Raw genomic sequence first — 21,364 nt, forward strand, 5'->3', positions numbered from 1 at the left:
GTCTTAGACAGCCAGGCGCTTGCGGCCCTTGGCGCGGCGAGCGGCCAACACGGCACGGCCACCGCGGGACTTCATGCGCACCAGGAAACCGTGCGTACGAGCGCGGCGGACCTTGGAGCCTTGGTAAGTGCGTTTCATGGGATCACCTGATTCATCGTGGTCTGCACGCCAGACGACCTGACCGGGATTGGCAACAGGACGGCGGCACGCACGACGGGGTTTGACAAGCGCCTCTCGACCGCGAACCCCCAAGGCCCCACCCGTGAGCCCGGAAACCCGGGAAGGTAGGCAAAGGAAATCCGCCGCCAAACGGCGAAAAGCCCGCGATTACACCAAAGCTTTCCACCCGGCGTCAAGGTCAACCCCAAGTCGCTGTGGGATGTCGGGGGCCACCCCCCTCGGAAAACTCCTGTGGATAAATCCTTGGCAGCGGGGCCCGCGTCCGTACAATCGCCGGCCTTGAAAAGAGACTTGTCCACATGTCCGCCCACCATGTCTGATGCCGCCCTGCCGGGCGCTGCCCTGACACCCGACCTCTCCGCCACCCTGGTTTCTGGCGCCCTGTCATCGCCGGCCGAGGTGTGGGCGCAAGCCTGCGCGCGCCTGGCGGCCGACCTGCCCGAGCAGCAGTTCAACACCTGGATCAAGCCCCTGGCCGAACCCAGCCTCACGCTCGAGCCCGAGGGCTGGACCGCCAAGCTCACGGTGCCCAACCGCTTCAAGCTGGACTGGATCCGCACGCAGTACGCCGGCCGCCTGGAAGGCCTGCTGACCGACGTCGTCGGCGCGCCCGTGCGCCTGGCCCTGGCCGTGCAGGCCAACACCACGCCGCCCACCCGCGCCCAAGCGCCCCAGGCCGCTCAAGCGGCGCAGGCCCAGTCCGGCGCGCCAGCCGGCAACGCCTCGGCCCCGGCGGCGCCCGCGCGCGCCACCGCGCCCACCAACGCCTGGGCCGGCGGCACCGCCGTGGCCCCCAGCAACCGCCTGAACCCGGCCCTCACCTTCGACACCCTGGTGGCCGGCCGCGCCAACCAAATGGCCCGCACCGCCGCCTTGCACGTGGCCGGCGCGCCCGGCGGCACCTACAACCCGCTGTTCATCTACGGCGGCGTGGGCCTGGGCAAAACCCACCTGGTGCACGCCGTGGGCAACGCCCTGCTGGCCGACCGCCCCGACGCCCGCGTGCTCTACCTGCACGCCGAGCAGTTCATCAGCGACGTCGTCAAGAACTACCAGCGCAAGACCTTCGACGAGCTCAAGGCCAAATACCACTCGCTGGACCTGCTGCTGATCGACGACGTGCAGTTCTTCGCCGGCAAGGACCGCACCCAAGAAGAGTTCTTCAACGCCTTCGAGGCCCTGCTGGCCAAGAAGGCACACATCATCATGACCTCGGACACCTACCCCAAGGGGCTGGTGGACATCGACGAGCGCCTGACCAGCCGCTTCGACTCGGGCCTGACCGTGGCCATCGAGCCGCCCGAGCTGGAAATGCGCGTGGCCATCTTGATCCGCAAGAGCGAGCAAGAAGGCATGCCCCTGCCCGAGGACGTGGCCTTCTTCATCGCCAAGAACGTGCGCGCCAACGTGCGCGAGCTCGAAGGCGCGCTGCGCAAGGTGCTGGCCTTCGCCAAGTTCTCACACAAGGAAGTCACCATCGCCCTGGCCCGGGAGGCCCTGAAGGACCTGCTGTCCATCCAGAACCGGCAGATCGGGGTCGAGAACATCCAGAAGACGGTGGCCGACTTCTACAAGATCAAGGTCGCCGACATGTACAGCAAGAAGCGCCCGGCCTCCATCGCCCGGCCGCGCCAAATTGCCATGTACCTGGCCAAGGAACTGACGCAAAAGAGCCTGCCCGAAATCGGCGAGCTCTTTGGCGGCCGCGACCACACCACCGTGCTGCACGCCGTGCGCAAGATCGGCGGCGAGCGGCAAAAGAACACCGAGCTGAACCAGCAACTGCACGTGCTGGAGCAAACGCTTAAAGGCTGACCCTGAGCCTGCGGCGAGAATGCCCGTTGGCCTAGAAGATCCCTCTCGGAGACGCAGAAGATGATCGTCCTCAAAGGACCCCAAGACCAGTTGCTCGGCGCCCTGCAATCGGTGGCCGGCATCGTCGAGCGCCGCCACACGCTGCCCATCCTGGCCAACGTGTTGCTGCGTCGCCAAGGCGACGAGGTCGAACTCATCACCTCCGACCTGGAAATCCAGGTGCGCACCCGCGCCAAGTTCGACGGCAGCAGCGAGCCCTTCGCCACCACCGTGGGCGCCCGCAAGCTCATCGACATCCTCAAAAGCCTGCCCAGCGACCAGCTCTGCAGCCTGTCCAGCGCCCAAGGCAAGCTCACCCTGCAGGCCGGCAAAAGTCGCTTCACCCTGCAAACCCTGCCGGCCGACGACTTCCCGCTGGTGCAAGAGGCCGTCGACTTCGGTCCCGCCTTCAGCGTGCCCCAGGCCACCCTCAAGGGCCTGATCAACCAAGTGCACTTCGCCATGGCGGTGCACGACATCCGCTTCTACCTGAACGGCATCCTCTTCGTGGCCGAGGGCAAGACCCTCACCCTGGTGGCCACCGACGGCCACCGCCTGGCCCTGGCCCAGGCCACGCTGGACGTGGACATGCCCAAGCAAGAGGTCATCCTGCCGCGCAAGACCGTGCTGGAACTGCAGCGCCTGCTCAAGGACAGCGCCAAGGACGAAGGCGCCGCCATCGAGATGCGCTTCTCCAGCAACCAAGCCCGCTTCAGCTTCAGCGGCCTGGAGTTCGTGACCAAGCTCGTCGAGGGCAAGTTCCCCGACTACAACCGCGTCATTCCCAAGGGCCACAAGCACAAGCTCATCCTGGGCCGCGCCCCGCTGCTGGCCTCGCTGCAGCGCGCCGCCATCCTGACGAGCGAGAAGTTCAAGGCCGTTCGCCTGACCTTCCACGAGCACACCCTGACCATCGCCGCCAGCAACGCCGAGCAGGAAGAGGCCAAGGAAGAAATCGAAATCGACTACGACGGCGACAAGATCGAAACCGGCTTCAACGTCACCTACCTCACCGAGGTGCTGGCCAACATGCCGCAAGAGATGGTCGCCCTCGACCTGAACGACAGCGCCAGCAGCGCGCTCTTCTCCATTCCTGAACGCAGCGACTTCAAGTACGTGGTCATGCCCATGCGCATCTGACCTCGTCAGCGTCAAGAACAAAGCGGGCCTCGGCCCGCTTTGGTGTTTGAGGCCCCAGGGCCTCCTTGCTTTGCAAGACCCCGAGTTTCCCGAAAGTTGTCCCCATGAGCGATCAAGCCACCCCCGAGAACCAACCCGCTGCCCCCCAACCTGGCTACGGCGCGGACTCCATCCAGATCCTGGAAGGCCTGGAGGCGGTGCGCAAGCGCCCCGGCATGTACATCGGCGACACCTCCGACGGCACCGGCCTGCACCACCTCGTGTTCGAAGTGGTCGACAACTCCATCGACGAGGCCCTGGCCGGCCACTGCGACGACATCACCGTCACCATCCACTCCGACAACTCCATCAGCGTCATCGACAACGGCCGCGGCATCCCCACCGGCGTCAAGATGGACGACAAGCACGAGCCCAAGCGCTCGGCCGCTGAAATCGCGCTGACCGAGCTGCACGCCGGCGGCAAGTTCAACCAGAACAGCTACAAGGTCTCGGGCGGCCTGCACGGCGTGGGCGTTTCGTGCGTGAACGGCCTCAGCAAGTGGCTGCGCCTGACGGTGCGCCGCGACGGCAAGGTCCACCAGATCGAGTTCAAGCAGGGCGTGCCGCAAGACCGCCTGATCGAAGTCGTCGACGGCTTCGAGACCAGCCCCATGCGCGTCATCGGCGAGACCGACAAGCGCGGCACCGAAGTGCACTTCCTGCCCGACACCGAGATCTTTCAGCAGAACAACGAGTTCCACTACGACATCCTGGCCAAGCGCCTGCGCGAGCTCTCGTTCCTGAACAACGGCGTCAAGATCCGCCTCGTCGACGAGCGCCACCAGAAGGAAGACCTGTTCGCCTACGCCGGCGGCGTGAAAGGCTTCGTCGAGTTCATCAACCAGGGCAAGAAGACCCTGCACCCGAACATCTTCCACGCCATCGGCGAGAAGCAAAGCGAGCAAAACACCACCATCGGCGTCGAGGTGGCCATGCAGTGGAACGACGGCTACAACGAGTCCGTCCTCTGCTTCACCAACAACATCCCCCAGCGCGACGGCGGCACCCACCTCACCGGCCTGCGCGCCGCGATGACCCGCGTCATCAACAAGTACATCGAAGACAACGAGCTGGCCAAGAAGGCCAAGGTCGAGATCAGCGGCGACGACATGCGCGAAGGCCTGGCCTGCGTCGTGTCCGTCAAGGTTCCCGAGCCCAAGTTCAGCTCGCAAACCAAAGACAAGCTCGTCAGCAGCGAAGTGCGCGCCCCCGTGGAAGACATCGTCGGCCGCCTGCTCACCGACTGGCTGCTCGAGAACCCCACCGACGCCAAGGCCGTCTGCAACAAGATCGTCGAAGCCGCCCGCGCCCGCGACGCCGCCCGCAAGGCCCGCGAAATGACCCGCCGCAAGGGCGTGCTCGACGGCTTCGGCCTGCCCGGCAAGCTGGCCGACTGCCAAGAAAAGAACCCCGAAAACTGCGAGATCTACATCGTGGAGGGTGACTCCGCCGGCGGCTCCGCCAAGCAAGGCCGCGACCGCAAGTTCCAAGCCATCTTGCCCCTGCGCGGCAAGATCTTGAACGTCGAAAAAGCCCGCTACGAAAAGCTGCTCAGCTCCAACGAAATCATCACCCTCATCACCGCGCTGGGCACCGGCATCGGCCGCACCGGGGGCAACGACGACTTCAACCCCGACAAGCTGCGCTACCACCGCATCATCGTGATGACCGACGCCGACGTTGACGGCGCCCACATCCGCACCCTGCTGCTCACCTTCTTCTACCGCCAGATGCCCGAGCTGGTCGAGCGCGGCCACATCTACATCGCCCAGCCGCCGCTCTACAAGGTCAAGCAAGGCAAGCACGAGCAGTACCTGAAGGACGGGCACGAGCTGGACGCCTTCCTGCTCAAGGTCGCCCTGCAAGACGCCAGCCTCGACACCGCGAGCAATGGCTCAGGCACCACGCTCAAGGGCGAAGCCCTGGACGTGTTGGCCCGCAAGTACGTCACCGCGCAGTCCGTCATCGAGCGCCTGTCCAACTGGATGGACGGCGAGGCCCTGCACGCCATCGCCGGCGGCCTGGCCCTGAACCTCGACAGCCGCGAAGCCGCCGACGCCAGCGCCGCCAAGCTGGCCGGCGCGCTGCACGCGGCCACCGTCACCGCCGAGACCGACCCCCGCACCGACAAGTTCTTCCTCAAGATCGCCCGCGTGCACCACGGCAACGTGCGCGCCAGCGTCATCCACGCCGACTTCGTGCACGGCGCCGACTACGAAGCCCTGGCCGACGCGGGCCTCAGCTTCCAAGGCCTCATCCAAGCCGGCGCCATCGTGCGCAAGGGCGAGGGCGAGAAGGCCAAAGAAGCCAAGGTCGACGACTTCCGCGCCGCCATGGCCTGGCTCATGGGCCAAGCCGAAGGCAGCGTGGGCCGCCAGCGCTACAAGGGCCTGGGCGAGATGAACCCCGAGCAGCTGTGGGAAACGACGATGGACCCCAACGTCCGTCGCCTGCTGCGCGTGCAGATCGAAGACGCCATCGAAGCCGACCGCGTGTTCACCATGCTGATGGGCGACGAGGTGGAGCCGCGTCGGAACTTCATCGAGGCGAATGCGCTGAGGGCGGCGAACATTGACGCTTGAAGCGACCGTCGACGCATAGGCCGCCAGATTAGTTGCGACTCGCGCCTTTGAAGGCCGTGGCCGATGCCGAGCATCGCAGCATGGTGAACATGCTTGAAGTGTTGCTGGCCAACTACTGCTCGAACTCAAACAAGGCACGTCGTCCTGCGACCAAGGACCATACACCTCATCGAGCAGCACCCAAACAGAAGCTCATCCCTTGAGCCTTTGGGCGGCTAGAAGACCAAAAATGCTCAGCCCAATCCCAGTGAAACTGAACGAACTTGAGCGGTTGAAGCTCGCTTCAACAGCACACCACTTGAAAGCCAGCAAGTCTCAGGATGTCTCTGAGTTGCTGACGCACGACTACGCCTTGTGGCAAGGCAAGCTCGAAGGCCTGCTCGAACTACTCCCCAATGAGCCGCTCTTCGATTTGATCGTCTCCTCCCCGCCGTACAACATCGGAAAAGAGTACGAGACTCGGCAAGCACTCGATAGCTATTTGGAGTGGCAAGAACAGCTAATTGATGAGCTCGTCCCTCGGCTCAAACCTGGCGGCTCCTTGTGCTGGCAAGTGGGGACCTATGTCGATGACAACCAGATTTGGCCGTTGGACATTGAGTTCGCTCCGATCTTTAAGCGCCACGGATTGCAGCTACGCAATCGCGTGGTGTGGCACTTTGGCCATGGCCTGCATGCACAAAAGCGCTTCTCGGGCCGCTACGAGGTTGTGCTTTGGTACACCAAGACCAAGACCAGCAAAGACAAGTACACCTTCAACCTGGACATGGTTCGGGTTCCTGCCAAGTACCCAGGGAAAAAGCATTTCAAGGGTCCCAACCAGGGGGAGTTCTCGGGCAATCCGCTGGGCAAGAACCCCGAAGACGTTTGGAACATTCCCAACGTCAAAGGCAACCACGTTGAAAAGACCAATCACCCTTGCCAATTCCCTGTGGGCCTCATCGAGCGGCTGGTGCTCTCACTCACCAACCCCGGGGACTTGGTGTTCGATCCGTTTGCAGGCGTTGCCTCTGCGGGCGTAGCAGCAGCTCTACACGGTCGTCGCTTTTGGGGCTGCGAGCTCAACGCCAGCTATGCCAAGACAGGCTTTGAACGGTTGCAAGAAGCCCTCGATGGCACGATTCGCTATCGCCCGCACAACAGGCCCGTGTTTGATCACACCAGAAGTAGCCTTTCGCGGGCCCCGGAGGGGTACAAAACTCGGGAGGAAGAGTGAAGTTCTACAAGTACAGCCACTGCGCTGGGGATAAGGCAGTCCCCAAGAGCCATCAGAAGGACATCGAAGCGGCCATTACTGCCATCACGATCAAGCCGGCAGAGGGAGCCGCCACCAAAATTCGTGATGCCTTTTTGATCACGATGAAGTCCATGGGCTGGTCTGGCGAGGTTCAAGTCTCAAAGGACTCGGACATGACCATCACGTCCAGCAAAGACAACGTGGGGCTGTGTTTGCAAACGGGCAATGTGGCCCGGATGTACGCAGACATCATCAAGCTGCAAGTGCTGTACTTCGACAACGCGATCAGCAGTGCTGCCATCGTTGTGCCCTCCCAAGAGGTCGCCAAAGCTATTGGCAAGAACATCGCACAAGCCAAACGCCTTGAACGTGAGTTGGAAATTTTCAAGAAGGCCTACCACGTACCGACCCTCGTCTATGCCTTGGAGTGAGCATGATCAATAACCAGATTTCCCAGATGGCAGCGAGCTCACGCTTTGGCTGGCCCAAGCCCAAACGCACCGAAGAGTTCGCCAAATTGCTGGCCAACCCGCCCGGTGCCACGGATCGTGTCGTGTTCCAAGGCAAGACCATCGACATTCCAATCGTTTGCGTTCCAATTGATCTGCCCAAGTACCGCTTGGTGAACGGTCGCACCGCGTCTTTGCAGTCCGAGTACCTCGCTAAGAACACCAAGGCGAGGGCAGATCTTTTTAGTGGAGATCCGGAACTCTGGGATGCCCAGGAAGCACAGCACAACTTGCTGCTGCAACTGGCAAAACAAGCGGGCCTTGCCGGCTACTTTGACGACACGACCAATCGACAGGTCAACCCGATCCTGCTCGATGAGAACGGCTTTGTCGTCAACGGCAACCGCCGCCTGGCGACCTGGCGCGAGCTCCTGCATAAGGAGCCCGGCACCTACAAGCACTTTCAGCACATCGACATCGCAGTGCTTCCCCACTGCGAAGAGAAAGAGATCGATCGACTCGAAGCCAGGCTTCAAATCACCAAGGACATTCGCGCGGATTACAGCTGGGATGCCCAGGCCAACATGATGCTGGCCAAGCAAAAGCGCGACAACTTTTCCAACAAGGAGTTGGCTGAGCTCTACGACATGAAAGAGGCCGAGGTTCAGTTGCTCTTTGACATGCGTGCCTATGCCGAAGAGTTCTTGAAGTCGCGCTCCAAGCCCAATCACTGGTCGATGGTGTCGGACTCTGAGTTCGCCTTCAAAAAGATCGTGGCTGCACGGGGAAAGATTTCCAGCGTTGGAAAGCAGCAGGTTTTCAAGGAGGCCGCGTTCATTCTGATTGACAAGCCAGAGGAGGCTGGGAGTCGTCTGTATGAGGCGATTCCTGCGGTGCTCGACAGCATTGACGAAGTTCGCACCAAGCTGCTGGAAACCTTTAAGGTTGAACCTGCCAAGCCCGCTGATGATGCGCTGACTGATCTCTTTGGCGGCGTGCCGCCAGCCGCTGGCGAAGACCCCAGGGACTTACCGCTGGCGCAGGAGATTCAAAAACCCGAAAACGTCGATGCCGCTCGCAAGATCATTGTGGAGGTCATCGACAGCCAGCGACAGCTTCAAAAGGACGCCAAGAGCGCGAACTATCTTCTGGATTGCTGTGCGAAGGCACAAGCGGCTCTTGCCGCTGGGGTGAAAGAGGGATTGCGCCCCGAGTCAAAGCTCGATGGCGTGCTCAAGCAGCTCGAAGCCATCCAAGCTCAGTCCGAAAAGATTCGAGCCTACGTGGAGCAGCATGCTAAGCGTTGACTATCGAGCGATTGATCGACGGGCTGTGTTGAGTTGGGCCACCCCCGACGAGTCGGCCCCATGGTTTGATGTCATCAAGCGCCTGATCCTTGATTCGACCGAAGACGCCAAACAAGAAGCCGCCCTCACGATCTCGCTGCCGTGGTGGAACTTCATCGCCCTGCGCAATCGCTTTGGCGAGGTGTGCGCTGGATACAAGCTGCTCCCTGGCAGCACCCTGGGCATAAGCCCCGAAGCTGCCGATCTACTCCGCCAGTCACGCCGCGCCACGGACGGCTATCAGCTTGCAATGCAAGCACAGGCGGTCGATGAGCAGCAACTACGCGCGAAGCTCCGAGAGCTTGGCTTTGCTCGCAATCTCACCGAGAAGCAAGCTCGCAACGTCAGCCGCATTGCAGCGCTGCCGGCAGGTGCTACGTTCTCGGTTCCGGGCGCTGGTAAAACGACCGAGGCACTTGCAACTTTCTTCTATCGAGCCAGCGCCGATGAACGTCTTCTGGTGATCGCACCGAAGAACGCCTTCGCCGCTTGGGATGAGCAGATCAAAGACTGCATGCCCCATCTGCAAACGCAGTTCACTCGACTGCGGGGTGGCAAGGAAAAGATTGCCAAACTGCTTGGCGACGATCCGCGATGGCTGCTCATCACGTATCAGCAACTCGCTCGCGTTCCGGATCTGGTTGCTGCCCATGTTGCGCAACACAAGACGCACGTCTTTCTGGACGAAAGCCATCGCATCAAGAGCGGTGTCGGGAAGCAGACAGCGCGAGCTGCTCTGGGCCTTGCTCACTTGCCTGTTGGCAAGTTGATCATGTCAGGAACGCCCATGCCCCAGGACGCTGAGGATTTGATCCCTCAGTTTGCATTCCTCTATCCTGAAATTCCAAGCAACAAGGACACGGTGGTTGAGCTCATCAAGCCCGTGTACGTACGCACCAACAAGACTGAGTTGGGCTTGCCACCTGTGGATCGGGTGATGGTGCCGCTTCCAATGGCCCCGATGCAAAGTGAGCTCTACAAGCTCATGAAATTTGAGGTGTCCCGTGAAGGTGCCACTGCGCTCAACACGCGCAGCAAACAGGCGTTTCGCAGCCTTGGCCGCTCCGTTGCACGACTCTTGCAGTTTGTCTCCAACCCAGCACTCTTGTCGTCGGAGATCGCCTTTGCTCACCCCGATCTGCTGGCTGGCGTCCTAGCTGAAGGCGATGGCCCGAAGCTCAAATATGTCTTGAAGAGAGCTCGGCAACTTGCCCGCGACGGGCACAAAGTGCTCATCTGGTCGTCGTTCGTTCGTAATGTCGAGTACATCGCACAGCGGCTTGCAGACCTCGGCGCTGTCTACATCCACGGTGGCGTGGATGCCGGCGACGAAGACGACGATGAAACGCGCGAAGGCAAGATCAAGCTCTTTCACGACGATCCCAATGTTCGGATCATGGTGGCCAATCCAGCCGCTGCCAGTGAGGGCGTGAGCTTGCACCGCGTGTGCCATCACGCGCTGTATCTGGATCGGACCTTTAACGCTGCCCACTACCTGCAATCGGAAGATCGCATCCATCGCTTTGGACTGCCGCTCGACCAGAAGACCACCATCGAGATCGTGGAGTGCCTGGATTCGGTGGATGAGACCGTTCGCATGCGGCTGGGTTTGAAAATCGGTGCGATGGCGGAGGCATTGGAAGACTCGTCCCTGCGCCCCGACCCCATTGCCCTGGACCCCAACGACATCGAGGACTACGAGGAGTACAGCACTGGCTTGTCCTCTGATGACATCGAAGCATTGCTTAAAGACTTCAACAGGGGGCAAGAGTGATCGCCTTCTCGCCAGGTCTTGCCCAGGGCTGTTTCGAGCTTCTGGCCATCACCGCAAGGCAAAAGCTCACCTTCACAGAGATCAAGGGCGCATTTGCCTACCTTGGTAGCTTGCCAGCTCAAAAAGTCGTGGAAACCGCGCAAGCACTCAACTGGTTGCAGGCAAGCGAACTCGGGCATGCGGAGCACACCCCTTGGGGTTCACGGTTGTTTGCGACTCCAGGGTACGAAACTCAACTGCGCCAAGCTCTGCTGGACTACATCGACATTGAGCACCCGAGTTGGGTGCAGAACGCCAGCTTTGGCCGTAGTCGTGTCATCAGCTTTGCCGGAAGCCAGATTGCTCAGGTGTTTGCTGAGGCTGGCCTAGCGGATGGAACCAGTGAACCGGTTGTTGCGTTCTGGGATGCACTTGCTGCTCGTGCTCGTGGTCAACGGGACGATAGGCTCTCCCAGATCGGCCGGCTGGGCGAGCGACTGACCATCGATTACGAAACCCAAAGAACTGGAAGACATCCAACGTGGGTCGCCATCGACAACAACGCTGATGGCTATGACGTGCTTTCGGTTGTCGGACCAACCGATCTCCACCAGCTGACCATCGAAGTGAAGACTTCGACACAAGGCACCTCTGGATTTGCCATGCTCACTCGCAACGAGTGGGAAATGGCCATCGAGTCAGAGCGCCATGCTTTTTACTTTTGGGATCTGGGGGGCTCTTCAAAGCCAAAGCTCGCCATCGTTAGCAGCGAAGCGATGCTTGAACACATGCCACAGGACCAAGGCGCGGGGCAGTGGGACTGCGCAAAGATTCCGTTCTCGGCCTTTAAGCATTCGTTCGCCTGAATCCAAAGGCACTGACGTCAACTGCCGATGATTTGACCAAGGCTCAGGCGCTTCAGAAGGCGCCCCGAGGGCCTGAGGCTATTTTCAGGGATCAGGACGAGTGACACCCGAGAGGTCGCAGTGGCGCCGATGGTCTTGATCGAGCTCCGGCATTGAGCGCCTCGCCACGTTTTCGGGATGCCACCGAGCTTGGGCCTTGGGCGACGGGCGGCCTCAAAGCCTCTATGCCGTGACTCTGTTCCACTCGCACCGGTGAATCCCCCCTCCCCCTCACTCAAGCCTCCCTACCCACCCGCCCCGCTGTTCCCGCTGCCCCAATCCACCCACGCGGCCCGCCTGCCGGCCGGCCTGACGCCCGAGGACTGGCAGCGCTTGCGCCAGGCGGCGCACGTGCTGCCGCAGGTGCTGCAACCCGACGATTTGGACGAGGGCAGCGACGAAGCGCTGGAACGCTTGGGGGCCATCCAAATTGCCAAGGCCGCCGCGGGCGGGCGGCCGAGCCGTTGGATCCTGCCGCAGCACGTGGCCGTGGCGCTGGCGCAGTTGCAGGCCACGCCGATGGCGAACGACCTTCGGCCCCGACTGCAAGCGCGCTGGCAGCAACTGGAGTCGATGGGCTTGCAGCGCGAGGGCCTGCTGTTCACCCGCCTGTGCCAGCAGCCGCTGCAGTTGGCGCATGAGGGTTGGCGCATTGAGCTGGCGCACCGCGTGCCGGTGCCTGAAGAGCCGGTGTGGGCCTTCTTTCGGGACGGGGACTTGGCGGCGCTGCGGCGGGCGCTGGGGCAGAGGCCGCCTTACTCGCACGGGGCGGAGCTGACCCTGCACCTGAACCACTTGGTGGCGCGCAGCGAGGCGATGGGCAAAGGGACCCAGTTGGCCGCGCTGCTAGTGCGCCTGCAGGCCGAGTGCAGCGTGGCCATGCCCTTCGAGGACCTGAAAGCCGCGCTGACCCGCGCGCAGGACCGCTGGGAGCAGGCGGTGGGCGAGCAGGACCGGCTGGCCAGCCTGGGCCGGGAGCTGGCCTTCCGGGGCTACCCGGACAGCTTCGAGGCGGCGCGCCAGCTGAGCCGGCGCGTCACGCTGTACCTGGGGCCGCCGAACAGCGGCAAGACCTACGCGGCGTTCGAGCAACTGGCGCAAGCGCGCTCCGGGGCCTACCTCGCCCCGCTGCGCCTGCTGGCGCTGGAAGGGCGCGACCGCTTGGTGGGGCGCGGCGTGGCGTGCTCGCTGCTGACCGGCGAAGAGAGCGTGCCGGCCGAGAACGCGCGGGTGGTGAGCAGCACCATCGAGATGGCCGACACCCGCGAGCCGGTGGACGTGGCGGTGATCGACGAGGCGCAGATGCTCTTCGACCCCTCGCGCGGCTGGGCCTGGACGCAAGCCATTTGCGGCGTGCCGGCACGCGAACTGATCATCATTGCCAGCGCCTACGCCGCGCCGGCCCTGGAGCGCCTGCTGGCGCTGTGCGGCGAACGGCCCGAGCGGCGCGTGTTCGAGCGCAAGCAGCAGGTGCAGTTGTTGGGCGTGCCGGTGCCCATGGCACACCTGCAGGCGGGCGACGCGGTGGTGGCCTTCAGCCGCCGCGACGTGCTGATGCTGCGCGACCAAATTGCCGAGGCGGGGCACCGCGTCAGTGTGATCTACGGCGCCCTGCCGCCCGAGGTGCGCCGCCGCGAGGCCGAGCGCTTTGCCGTGGGCGCCAGCCAGGTGCTGGTGGCCACGGACGCCATTGGCATGGGGCTGAACCTGCCGATTCGCCGCGTGCTGTTCTCCACCTTGGAGAAGTTCGACGGGGTGGGCGACCGCACCCTGAGCGTGAGCGAGGTGCACCAGATTGCCGGCCGCGCCGGCCGCTACGGCCTGCACGACGAGGGCTTTGTCAGCGTGCTGAAGGAAAGCGAGGCCAGCTCGCTCAAGAAGCTGCGCGAGCTCTTGCCCAAAGAGCCGCGCGCGCCGCGCGACTTCAAAGCGCCGGTGGCGCCGAACTGGACGCATGTCCGCACCATTGCCGAGCGCATGGGCGTGAAGAAGCTCTATGCCGTGCTGAGCATCTTCATGCAGCAGCTGCGCCTGGACGACGCGCACTTTGCGGTGGCCGAGCTGGAGCAGATGCTGGGCCTGGCCGAGCTGCTGGACCGGCGCGCGAGCGCCTTGAGCTTGCAGGACCGCTTCCGCTACGCGCAGGCGCCGGTGGACACGCGGCTGCCGCAGCTGATGGAGCAGTACGAAACCTGGGCCACCGCGCACGCGCTGACCGGCCAGGCCGGCGCGCCGCACTTTGTGGACGACGTGGACGAGCACGCGCGCCTGGACCGCATGGAGCAGGCGCTGCGCTTGTGCACCCTGTGGCTGTGGCTGGACTTGCGCTTCCCGGGCTGCTACGGCCACGTGGACGCGGTGCTGGACCTGCGCAGCCGATTGAACGACGGCATCGAGCGCCAGCTCAAGGGGCGCCGGCCGCTGTGGCAGCGGCGCGGGCGTTGACGCGTCTGCAGCGCCCGCGCAAAAACCAAAAGGCCCGCCGGAAAGGCGGGCCTGTCTTGGGGCGCTGAACTTACTTCTTCCGAGACTTTCTCGAAGCCGCGAAACCGAGCAAGGCCAAACCGCCAAGGGCCAGGGAGCCCGGCTCCGGCACTTGGGCGGCATTGAACATCACGTCGTCGATGCCGTGGAACAGACCCACGTCTGAACCAGAGCCGTAGCGCACGGTCACGCTGGTCACCAGCTCATCGCTGATGAAGCCCAGGAACTGGTCGTTGACGTCGTTCATGTTTGCGACCACCGAGAGGGTGGCGAGCCACCCATTGGCGTCAAACACATCCATGAAGGCCGTGAACCCACGCGAGCAGCACAGGTCGTCATTGCCAAACCAGAGCCCGACGGACGATGTTGGCGCGGCAAAGCTGATGGTGATTGGGTCGGGAAACGAATTGGTCGTGAGACCGAAATTTCCAGCGTGCTGAATGCCAGAACCGCCAAGTCGACGGATGCCGGAAGACGCGCTGTAGGCGGCGCCGGGCGCAAAGGCGCCGTCCTCAAAGTCCTCGGTGGTGTAGGTCCCCTGGGACATTCCAGCTGGGCCGCTGACTTGCACGACGCCCGCACTGGACATCGCAGGGGCCACCACCAGGGCGGCGAACAGGAACCGGATCAACTTTTTCGTCATGACCAATCCTCCAGGTGATTGAACGCTTCGCCGCGTCGGCACGGTGGCGATCGCAAGGTCCGTGCCGGAAGTCAATCGGTCGGATCAGTCAATGACTTGCTGGGCGAGCCTGCTCCAAGAGCCGCCGCCCACTCTGCCCGCTGTAAAACCAGCCAACAGGAGCGTGGGCGGTGCGCCACCGGGAGCAGGTACGGCGTTCAGGGGAGCAACGCGTCCAGCGCGCGCTCGAAGGCGGCCACGGTGCGGTCGATGTGCTGCAGCTTGTCCAGCCCGAACAGGCCGATGCGGAAGCTGCGGAAGTCGGTGCCTTCGTCGCAGGCCAGGGGCACACCGGCGGCGATCTGCAGGCCTTGGTCGGCCCAGGCTTTGGTGTTTTGCCATTCGGCGTGCGGGGTGTAGCTCACCACCACGCAGGGCGCCTGGAAGCCGGGCGCGGCCACGCTGGGAATGCCGCGCGACTCCAGCAGGCCGCGCACGCGGCGGCCCAGTTCTTCTTGGGCGGCCTTGGCGGCGGCGAAGCCGAAGGCGCGGGTCTCGTGCACCGCGTCGCGCAACTGCGCAAGGCCGTCGGTGGGATAGGTGGCGTGGTAGGCCATCTGGCCCTGCTCGTGCGCGGCCATGATGGCGGCCCACTTCTTGAGGTCCAGCGCAAAGCTGCTGCTGGTGGTCTCGGCCAAGCGCGCCACGGCACGCGGCGAGAGCATCACCAGGCCGGCGCAGGGCGTGCTGCTCCATCCCTTTTGCGGTGCGCTGATGAGCACGTCCACGCCGGTTTGGGCCATGTCCACCCACATGGCGCCGGAGGCCACGCAGTCCAACACGAAGAGGCCGTCGTGCGCGTGCACGGCGTCGGCAATGGCCTTGAGGTGATCGTCCGGCAGCATCAGGCCGGCGGAGGTTTCGACGTGCGGAGCGAAGACCACGGCGGGCTTCGTCTCGCGGATGGTGCTGACGATTTCGTCGAGCGGCGCCGGCGCGAAGGGTTCGGTGGCGCCGGGCTGCGCACGGCGTGCCTTCAACACGGTGGACGAGGAGGCCACGCCCGCCATCTCGAAGATCTGCGTCCAGCGGTAGCTGAACCAGCCGTTGCGCACGATGAGCACGTCCTTGCCGCCGGCGAACTGGCGGGCCACGGCCTCCATGCCATAGCTGCCCCCGCCGGGCACCACCACGGCCGCGGCGGCGTTGTAGACCTCCTTCAGGCCCGCGGACAGCTCTTGCATGACCGTGGCGAAGCGCTTGGAGAGGTGGTTCAGCGAGCGGTCGGTGTAGACGACGGAGTACTCGAGCAAACCATCGGGGTCGATGTGGGGGTGCAAGCCGGGCATGGGGTTCCGCCTTCGAGGGCATGGCTGGGGCGGCTGAGTGTAGGAAACCGAGCCGGGCCGCATTGGCCCGCTGCACGGCGCTTCACGCAAGAAGAAGGCACGCGCCATGGCTGACAGACGCTGGCCGCAGGGCCGCATTTCCACAATGCCCGCCATGCAGCATCCCACCCCGCGCCCCCCTTTGCCCTCATCCAGCTTGCCGCTTGCGGGCTTGCGGGTGGTCGAGATGGGCCAGCTCATCGCCGGGCCTTTTGTGGGCAAGACTTTGGGCGACTTTGGGGCCGAGGTGATCAAGATCGAACCGCCCCAGGGCGGCGACCCCCTGCGCACGTGGCGCTTGATGCAGGACGGCACCTCGGTGTGGTGGCAGGTGCAGTCGCGCAACAAGCGCTCGCTGGCGCTGGACCTGCGCACGCCCGAGGGGCAAGACCTGGCGCGCCGCTTGATTGCCGAGGCCGATGTGCTGGTGGAGAACTTTCGACCCGGCGCGCTGGAGGGCTGGGGCCTGGGCTACGAGGCCCTGTCCACACTGAACCCGGGCTTGGTGATGCTGCGCATTTCGGGCTACGGGCAAAGCGGGCCTTACCGCGACCGGCCGGGCTTCGGGATGATTGGCGAGGCCATGGGCGGCCTGCGCCACCTGACGGGCGAGCCCGACCGGGTGCCCGTGCGATGCGGGGTGTCGATCGGCGACACGCTGGCGGCGCTGCACGGCGTGATCGGGGTGCTCACCGCGCTGTACCACCGCAAGGCGAACGGTGGACCGGGGCAAGTGATCGATGTGGCGCTGCACGAGGCGGTCTTCAACTGCATGGAAAGCCTGCTGCCCGAGTACAGCGCCGCGGGCGTGGTGCGCCAACCGGGGGGCTCGGCGCTGCCGGGCATTGCGCCGAGCAATGCCTACCGCTGCGCGGACGGGGTGGTGCTGGTGGCGGGCAATGGCGACTCCATCTTCAAGCGGCTGATGCACGCCATCGACCGCGACGACCTGGGCACGGACCCGGCGCTGGCGCAGAACGCCGGGCGGGTGGCGCGGGTGGCGGAGATCGACGCGGCCATCGAGGCCTGGACGCTGACCCGCGGCGTGGACGAGGTGCTGGCGACGCTGACCGCCGCCGATGTGCCCGTGGGCAAGGTGTACACGGCGGCGGACATTGCCGCCGACCCGCACTACCAGGCGCGGGACATGCTGTTGACGCAAACCACGCACGAGGGCCGCACGCTCACGGTGCCAGGCATCGTGCCCAAGCTGCTGGGCACGCCGGGCGCCCTGCGCACGCCAGCGCCGCGCCTGGGCGAAGACACCGACGCCGTGCTGGCCGAGCTGGGCCTGAGCCCCTCGCAGGTGGCGGCGCTGCGCGAGCGAGGCATCGTGGCCTGAGCGCCCAAAGACCGGCGGGCAAGGCCCCCGGCCACCCGGGGCCTTGCAACCCGACTTCTCAAAATGAACTATTCAGTTCAAAATGAGACCACTGAGTTCATAAAGGCCAAGTCATGACTTCATTCGATCGCGCCGGCCGGGGCTTGTTGGCGGCCGTGGCGCTGGTGGCGTTGGCCGCCGCTGGGCCCGCCCTGGCCGCGGAGCCCGCGCGCGGCGGCCAGCCGCTGTGGGAGCTGGGCGGCGCGGTGTTTGGCGTGTCGCAGCAGGCCTACCCGGGGTCGGACGAGCACCTGAACCGCGCGTTGGTGCTGCCCTACTTTGTCTACCGCGGCAAGGTGCTGCGCGCCGACCGTGAGACGGCGGGCCTGCGCGCCATCAAGACCGAGCGCTACGAACTGGACGTGGGCGTGGCAGGTGCCTTTGGCGGGGGCGATGACGAGATCAAGGCCCGACAGGGCATGCGCGAACTGGGCACCCTGGTGGAGCTGGGGCCTCGCCTCAAGGTCCGACTCGGCGAAGGGGGCGGCACCGCCGGCAGCTGGCGCCTGGACCTGCCGGTGCGCGGCGTGTTCGACCTGAACGACCGCGCCCGCCACCGCGGCATGGCCTTTGAGCCGGAACTCTCGTTCCAGCGGCAAGCCGCCGGGGGCTGGCGGTACAGCACGGGGCTGAGCGCCATCGTGGCCGACCGCCGTTTGGCCGATCACTTTTACGGCGTGAGCGCCCAGGACGCCATGGCGGGACGCCCCGCCTACACCGCGCAAAGCGGCCTGGTGGCCTGGCGCTGGTCGGTGTCGGCCACGCGCGCTTTGGGGCGCGACTGGCGCGTGTTTGGCTTTGCCCGCTTGGACAGCGTGGCCGGCGCCGCCAACGAGAACAGCCCCTTGGTGCGCAAGACCACGGGCAGCACCGTCGGCCTGGGGCTGACCTACACCTGGATGCGATCGGAGACCCGCGCGAATGACTGAAGCCCACCCCCTGCGCCGCGCCCTGCCCCTGGCCATTCTGGTGGCCTGGAGCCTGAGCACGGCCAGCGCCCAAGCGGCGGCGCCGCTGCCCACGCTGGACGTGAACGCCTACATGGGCCGCTGGCACCAAGTGGCGCTGTACCCCAACCGGTTCCAGGCCCAGTGCCTGGACAGCACCACGGCCACGTACCGGCTGCTGGACGACGGCCGGGTGGAAGTGGCCAACCGCTGCCGCACCCAAGACGGCTGGGACGAGACGGTGGGCGTGGCGCGGCCGCGCGATGGCACCGTGCGCCAAGACGGCGGGCGCGTGCTGGCGCCGGCCTCGCTGGAGGTGAGCTTCTTGCCCAAAGCGCTGCGCTGGCTGGGCGTGGGCTGGGGCAAGTACGACGTGGTGCACCTGAGCCCTGGGGCGCCGCAAAGCGGCTGGGCCGTGGTGAGCGAACCCAGCAAGCAGTACCTGTGGGTGCTGTCGCGCACGCCGCAGTTGGACGACACCCAGTGGGCCGCGGTGACGGCCGAGTTGCAGCGCATGGGCTTTGACCTGCAGCGCTTGAAGCGCGAGGCGCCGCCGCGGGAGTGAGCGGGGCCGGCCGGGCCGAGCGCACCGCTCAGGGCGACGCAGGGGCTTTGGCGATCTCGGCGAGGCGCTGGACCACGGCGCGGCCGGCGTCCGTCCAGGGGGCGATGAGCTCGAAGTGACCGGCCTCGTCGAGCGTCAGCAGGCGCACGGGGGTGTCGGCCTTGTCGACCGCCAAGCGCTGGTAGCGGCGGGCGTGGGCGGGGGCGACGATGGGGTCGTACAGGCCCGAGACCATCCACACCGGCACGCCCAGGGGCAGCAGCGCAGCGGGAGAGGTGTCGGCCCAGGCGGCGGTGCCGCGCTGGGCGGCGTTGACGAGGCGGGGGATGGTGTCGGCGCCGCAGGCGCCGCCCACGAAGGGCGCGCCCCAGGCCAGATCGCCCACGCCGGCCACGGGCACCACGGCGTGGATGGGCAGGGGCTGGGCGCGGTGCAGCGGGCTGCTGGCGGGCAGGTTCTTGCGGGCGGCCAGCCACAGGGCGAGGTGGCCGCCGGCGCTGTGGCCGGTGGCGGTGACGCGCTGCAGGTCCAGCGGGTGCTGGGCGGCCAGGGTGCGCAGGTGGTCGGCGGCCTGGGCCAGGTCTTGGAAGGTGGCGGGGTAGCCGCCGTTCGCTTCGCCCTCCGGCGCACCTGCGGCGCCCAAGCGCCGGTAGGTGACGCTGTAAACCGCCACGCCGCGCTGGCGCAGGGCCTCGGCCTGCCAGGCCAGCAGCTCGGGGCCGGGCAGGTCGGCGCGCCAGCAGCCGCCGTGCACCATCAGCACCACGGGGTGGGGGCCGGGCCCGGCGCTGGCGGGGGGCAGCCACAGCTCGGCCTGCTGCGGCGGCAAGGCGCCGTAGGCCACGCGGGCCTGGGGCTGCGGGCGCTCTGGGCGGTCCAGCACCTGGCGGAAGCCGATGAACTGGGCCTGGGCCGGCAGCAGCGCGCTGGCGAGCAACAGGAGGGCGGTGGCAAGTTGGCGCATGGGGTTCAGGATGGGGTTCAAGCAGAGCGAGATGGGGTCCGCGCCAGGCGCAGGCCCAGCAGCGTGAAGCCGGCGTTGAGCAGCAGCAGCTCCAGGCCGATTTGGTAGCTGCCGAAGAGCGCAGCCTGGTTCGCGTCGATGGCGAAGCACAGCGCGGGCGCGGCCAGGGCCACGGGCAGGGTCCAGCCCGGGCGGGTGGGCGGCCAGCGCAGCAGGCTGGCCAAGAACAGGCCCAGCAGCGGCCCGTAGGTGTAGCCGGCCAGCTTGAGGATGAGGCCGATCATGTGTGGGTTGTCCACGGCGCGGAAGGCCATCACCAGGGCCAGGAAGGCGGCGGCAAAGCACAGGTGCACGGCGCGGCGCAGGCGGGTGCGCTGGGCTTCGTTCAGGTCGGCCCGCTGGGGCAAGCGCAACAGGTCCAGGCAGGTGCTGGCGGTGAGCGCGGTGAGCGCGCCGTCGGCACTCGGCAGCAGGGCCGAGACCAGGGCCAGCACGAAGACGGCCTGGGCCAGCGCGGGCAGGTGCTGCAGCACCACCGTGGGAAACAGCGCGTCGCCCCGCGCGGCCACGCCGGCCTGCAACGCGAACAGCTGCAGCAGCCCGCCCAGCAGCAGGAACAGGAAGACGACGCCGAGCATGAGCGTGCTCATGACGAGGAGGTTCTTCTGCGCGTCCGCCAGGCGGGGCACGGAGATGTTCTTCTGCATCATTTCTTGGTCCAGGCCCGTCATGGCCACGGCGATGGCGGCGCCGGCCAGCAGCTGCTTGGCCCAGAAGTGGCGGCTGTCGGGGTCGGTGACGAAGACGGTGCGCAGGCCGGCCTCGTCCAGCCGGGCCCAGGCCTCGGCGGGGCTGGCGCCCAGCGCGTGCAGCACCCAGGCGCCGCAGGCCAACAGGCCCACGAGCATGCCGGTGGTTTGCAGGGTGTCGGTCCAGACGATGGCCTTGACGCCGCCCTCTAGCGTGTAGAGCAGCACCACGCCCACCAGCACGGCGGCGGTGAGCGCGAAGGGCACGCCGGGGGCCAGGGGCAGCAGCACGCCGTCGTGCAGCACGCGGGCCACCAGGTACAGGCGCGCCGTGGCGCCCAGCAGGCGGCTGACCAAGAAGAACACGGCGCCGGTGCGGTGGGCCTCGGGGCCCAGGCGTTCGCCCAGCACCTGGTAGATGCTGGTGACGCGCAGCCGGTAGTACAGCGGCAGCAGCACGAAGGCGATGAGCGCGTAGCCCACGAACTGGCCGAGCGCGATCTGGAAGTAGCCGAAGGCGGTGCTGCCCACGCTGCCGGGCACGCTGACGAAGGTGACACCCGACAGCGAGGTGCCGATCATCCCGAAGGCGACCAGGCCCCAGTGGCTTTGGCGGTTGCCGATGAAGAAGCTGTCGTTGGTGGCCGCGCCCCCACGCCGCGCGGCCCAGCGCGCCACGCCGAACAGCAGGGCGAAGTAGCCCAGCACGAGGGCGAGCAGCAGGGGCGCGGTCATGCCCAGCATTGCAGCACCGCGCGCACGGCGCGGCGCTGCCCGAA

17 protein-coding genes are annotated in these 21,364 nt (G+C 65.6%); 12 read left to right on the plus strand and 5 right to left on the minus strand.

Translation table 11 applies throughout. The features are described 5' to 3' along the window. Positions 1-3 precede the first annotated feature (3 nt). Positions 4-138 carry a 50S ribosomal protein L34 gene (gene rpmH, locus EOD73_RS12640; protein WP_127683363.1) on the minus strand — a complete coding sequence of 45 codons (135 nt, stop codon included), beginning with the start codon at positions 136-138 and terminating at the stop codon, positions 4-6. Positions 139-492: 354 nt separating this feature from the next. Here rpmH and dnaA point away from each other — a divergent pair, with 354 nt between their 5' ends. The 9 genes from dnaA (at position 493) to EOD73_RS12685 (ending at position 13,930) form a co-directional block, all read left to right on the plus strand. Beyond that, entirely contained in the window at positions 493-1,995 is a 1,503-nt protein-coding gene (dnaA, locus tag EOD73_RS12645; RefSeq protein ID WP_127683364.1) for a chromosomal replication initiator protein DnaA, read from the plus strand. A gap of 60 nt (positions 1,996-2,055) precedes the next feature. Continuing rightward, on the plus strand, positions 2,056-3,174 hold the full coding sequence (gene dnaN, locus EOD73_RS12650) for a DNA polymerase III subunit beta (protein WP_127683365.1): 1,119 nt from the start codon (positions 2,056-2,058) through the stop codon (positions 3,172-3,174). 104 nt (positions 3,175-3,278) lie between these two features. Beyond that, positions 3,279-5,795, plus strand: a complete 2,517-nt coding sequence (gyrB, locus tag EOD73_RS12655; RefSeq protein ID WP_127683366.1) for a DNA topoisomerase (ATP-hydrolyzing) subunit B — start codon at positions 3,279-3,281, stop codon at positions 5,793-5,795. Positions 5,796-6,024: 229 nt separating this feature from the next. Next, the gene (locus tag EOD73_RS12660) at positions 6,025-7,011 is read left to right on the plus strand and encodes a DNA-methyltransferase (RefSeq protein ID WP_127683367.1); all 987 of its coding nucleotides are present in this window, start codon (positions 6,025-6,027) and stop codon (positions 7,009-7,011) included. Then, positions 7,008-7,463 (plus strand): BglII/BstYI family type II restriction endonuclease, encoded by a 456-nt coding sequence (locus tag EOD73_RS12665; RefSeq protein WP_127683368.1) that lies wholly within the window; start codon positions 7,008-7,010, stop codon positions 7,461-7,463. Before EOD73_RS12660 ends, EOD73_RS12665 begins: the two co-directional genes overlap by 4 nt. Before the next feature lie 2 nt (positions 7,464-7,465). Next, the gene (locus tag EOD73_RS12670) at positions 7,466-8,788 is read left to right on the plus strand and encodes a hypothetical protein (protein WP_127683369.1); all 1,323 of its coding nucleotides are present in this window, start codon (positions 7,466-7,468) and stop codon (positions 8,786-8,788) included. Between the two features lie 28 nt (positions 8,789-8,816). Beyond that, positions 8,817-10,601 (plus strand): DEAD/DEAH box helicase, encoded by a 1,785-nt coding sequence (locus tag EOD73_RS12675; protein WP_205702466.1) that lies wholly within the window; start codon positions 8,817-8,819, stop codon positions 10,599-10,601. Beyond that, the gene (locus tag EOD73_RS12680) at positions 10,598-11,446 is read left to right on the plus strand and encodes a protein NO VEIN domain-containing protein (protein WP_127683371.1); all 849 of its coding nucleotides are present in this window, start codon (positions 10,598-10,600) and stop codon (positions 11,444-11,446) included. Before EOD73_RS12675 ends, EOD73_RS12680 begins: the two co-directional genes overlap by 4 nt. A 252-nt stretch (positions 11,447-11,698) precedes the next feature. Further along, positions 11,699-13,930 (plus strand): helicase-related protein, encoded by a 2,232-nt coding sequence (locus EOD73_RS12685; protein ID WP_240660703.1) that lies wholly within the window; start codon positions 11,699-11,701, stop codon positions 13,928-13,930. 70 nt (positions 13,931-14,000) lie between these two features. Here the strand turns inward: EOD73_RS12685 and EOD73_RS12690 are convergent, their stop codons facing one another. Beyond that, positions 14,001-14,612 (minus strand): PEP-CTERM sorting domain-containing protein, encoded by a 612-nt coding sequence (locus EOD73_RS12690; protein ID WP_127683373.1) that lies wholly within the window; start codon positions 14,610-14,612, stop codon positions 14,001-14,003. A 197-nt stretch (positions 14,613-14,809) separates the two neighbouring features. Next, complete coding sequence (locus EOD73_RS12695; protein WP_127683374.1) at positions 14,810-15,940, minus strand: aminotransferase class V-fold PLP-dependent enzyme; 1,131 nt, start codon at positions 15,938-15,940, stop codon at positions 14,810-14,812. A 154-nt stretch (positions 15,941-16,094) separates the two neighbouring features. Between EOD73_RS12695 and EOD73_RS12700 the strand changes: the two genes are divergently transcribed. From EOD73_RS12700 to EOD73_RS12710, 3 genes are all read left to right on the plus strand, one after another. Next, a complete protein-coding gene (locus EOD73_RS12700; protein ID WP_127683375.1) occupies positions 16,095-17,321 on the plus strand; it encodes a CaiB/BaiF CoA transferase family protein in 1,227 nt (408 codons plus the stop codon). 113 nt (positions 17,322-17,434) lie between these two features. After that, entirely contained in the window at positions 17,435-18,289 is an 855-nt protein-coding gene (locus EOD73_RS12705; protein WP_127683376.1) for a MipA/OmpV family protein, read from the plus strand. After that, on the plus strand, positions 18,282-18,872 hold the full coding sequence (locus tag EOD73_RS12710; protein WP_127683377.1) for a lipocalin family protein: 591 nt from the start codon (positions 18,282-18,284) through the stop codon (positions 18,870-18,872). Before EOD73_RS12705 ends, EOD73_RS12710 begins: the two co-directional genes overlap by 8 nt. A 28-nt stretch (positions 18,873-18,900) precedes the next feature. Here EOD73_RS12710 and EOD73_RS12715 read toward each other — a convergent pair whose 3' ends face one another. Further along, positions 18,901-19,836 carry an alpha/beta hydrolase family protein gene (locus EOD73_RS12715; RefSeq protein WP_127683378.1) on the minus strand — a complete coding sequence of 312 codons (936 nt, stop codon included), beginning with the start codon at positions 19,834-19,836 and terminating at the stop codon, positions 18,901-18,903. A gap of 17 nt (positions 19,837-19,853) precedes the next feature. Continuing rightward, positions 19,854-21,320, minus strand: coding sequence for a sodium:solute symporter (locus tag EOD73_RS12720; protein ID WP_127683379.1), 1,467 nt, complete (start codon positions 21,318-21,320; stop codon positions 19,854-19,856). Positions 21,321-21,364: the final 44 nt, after the last annotated feature.

The sequence above is a fragment of the Inhella crocodyli genome (genome assembly GCF_004004565.1).
Classification (GTDB): Bacteria; Pseudomonadota; Gammaproteobacteria; order Burkholderiales; family Burkholderiaceae_C; genus Inhella; species Inhella crocodyli.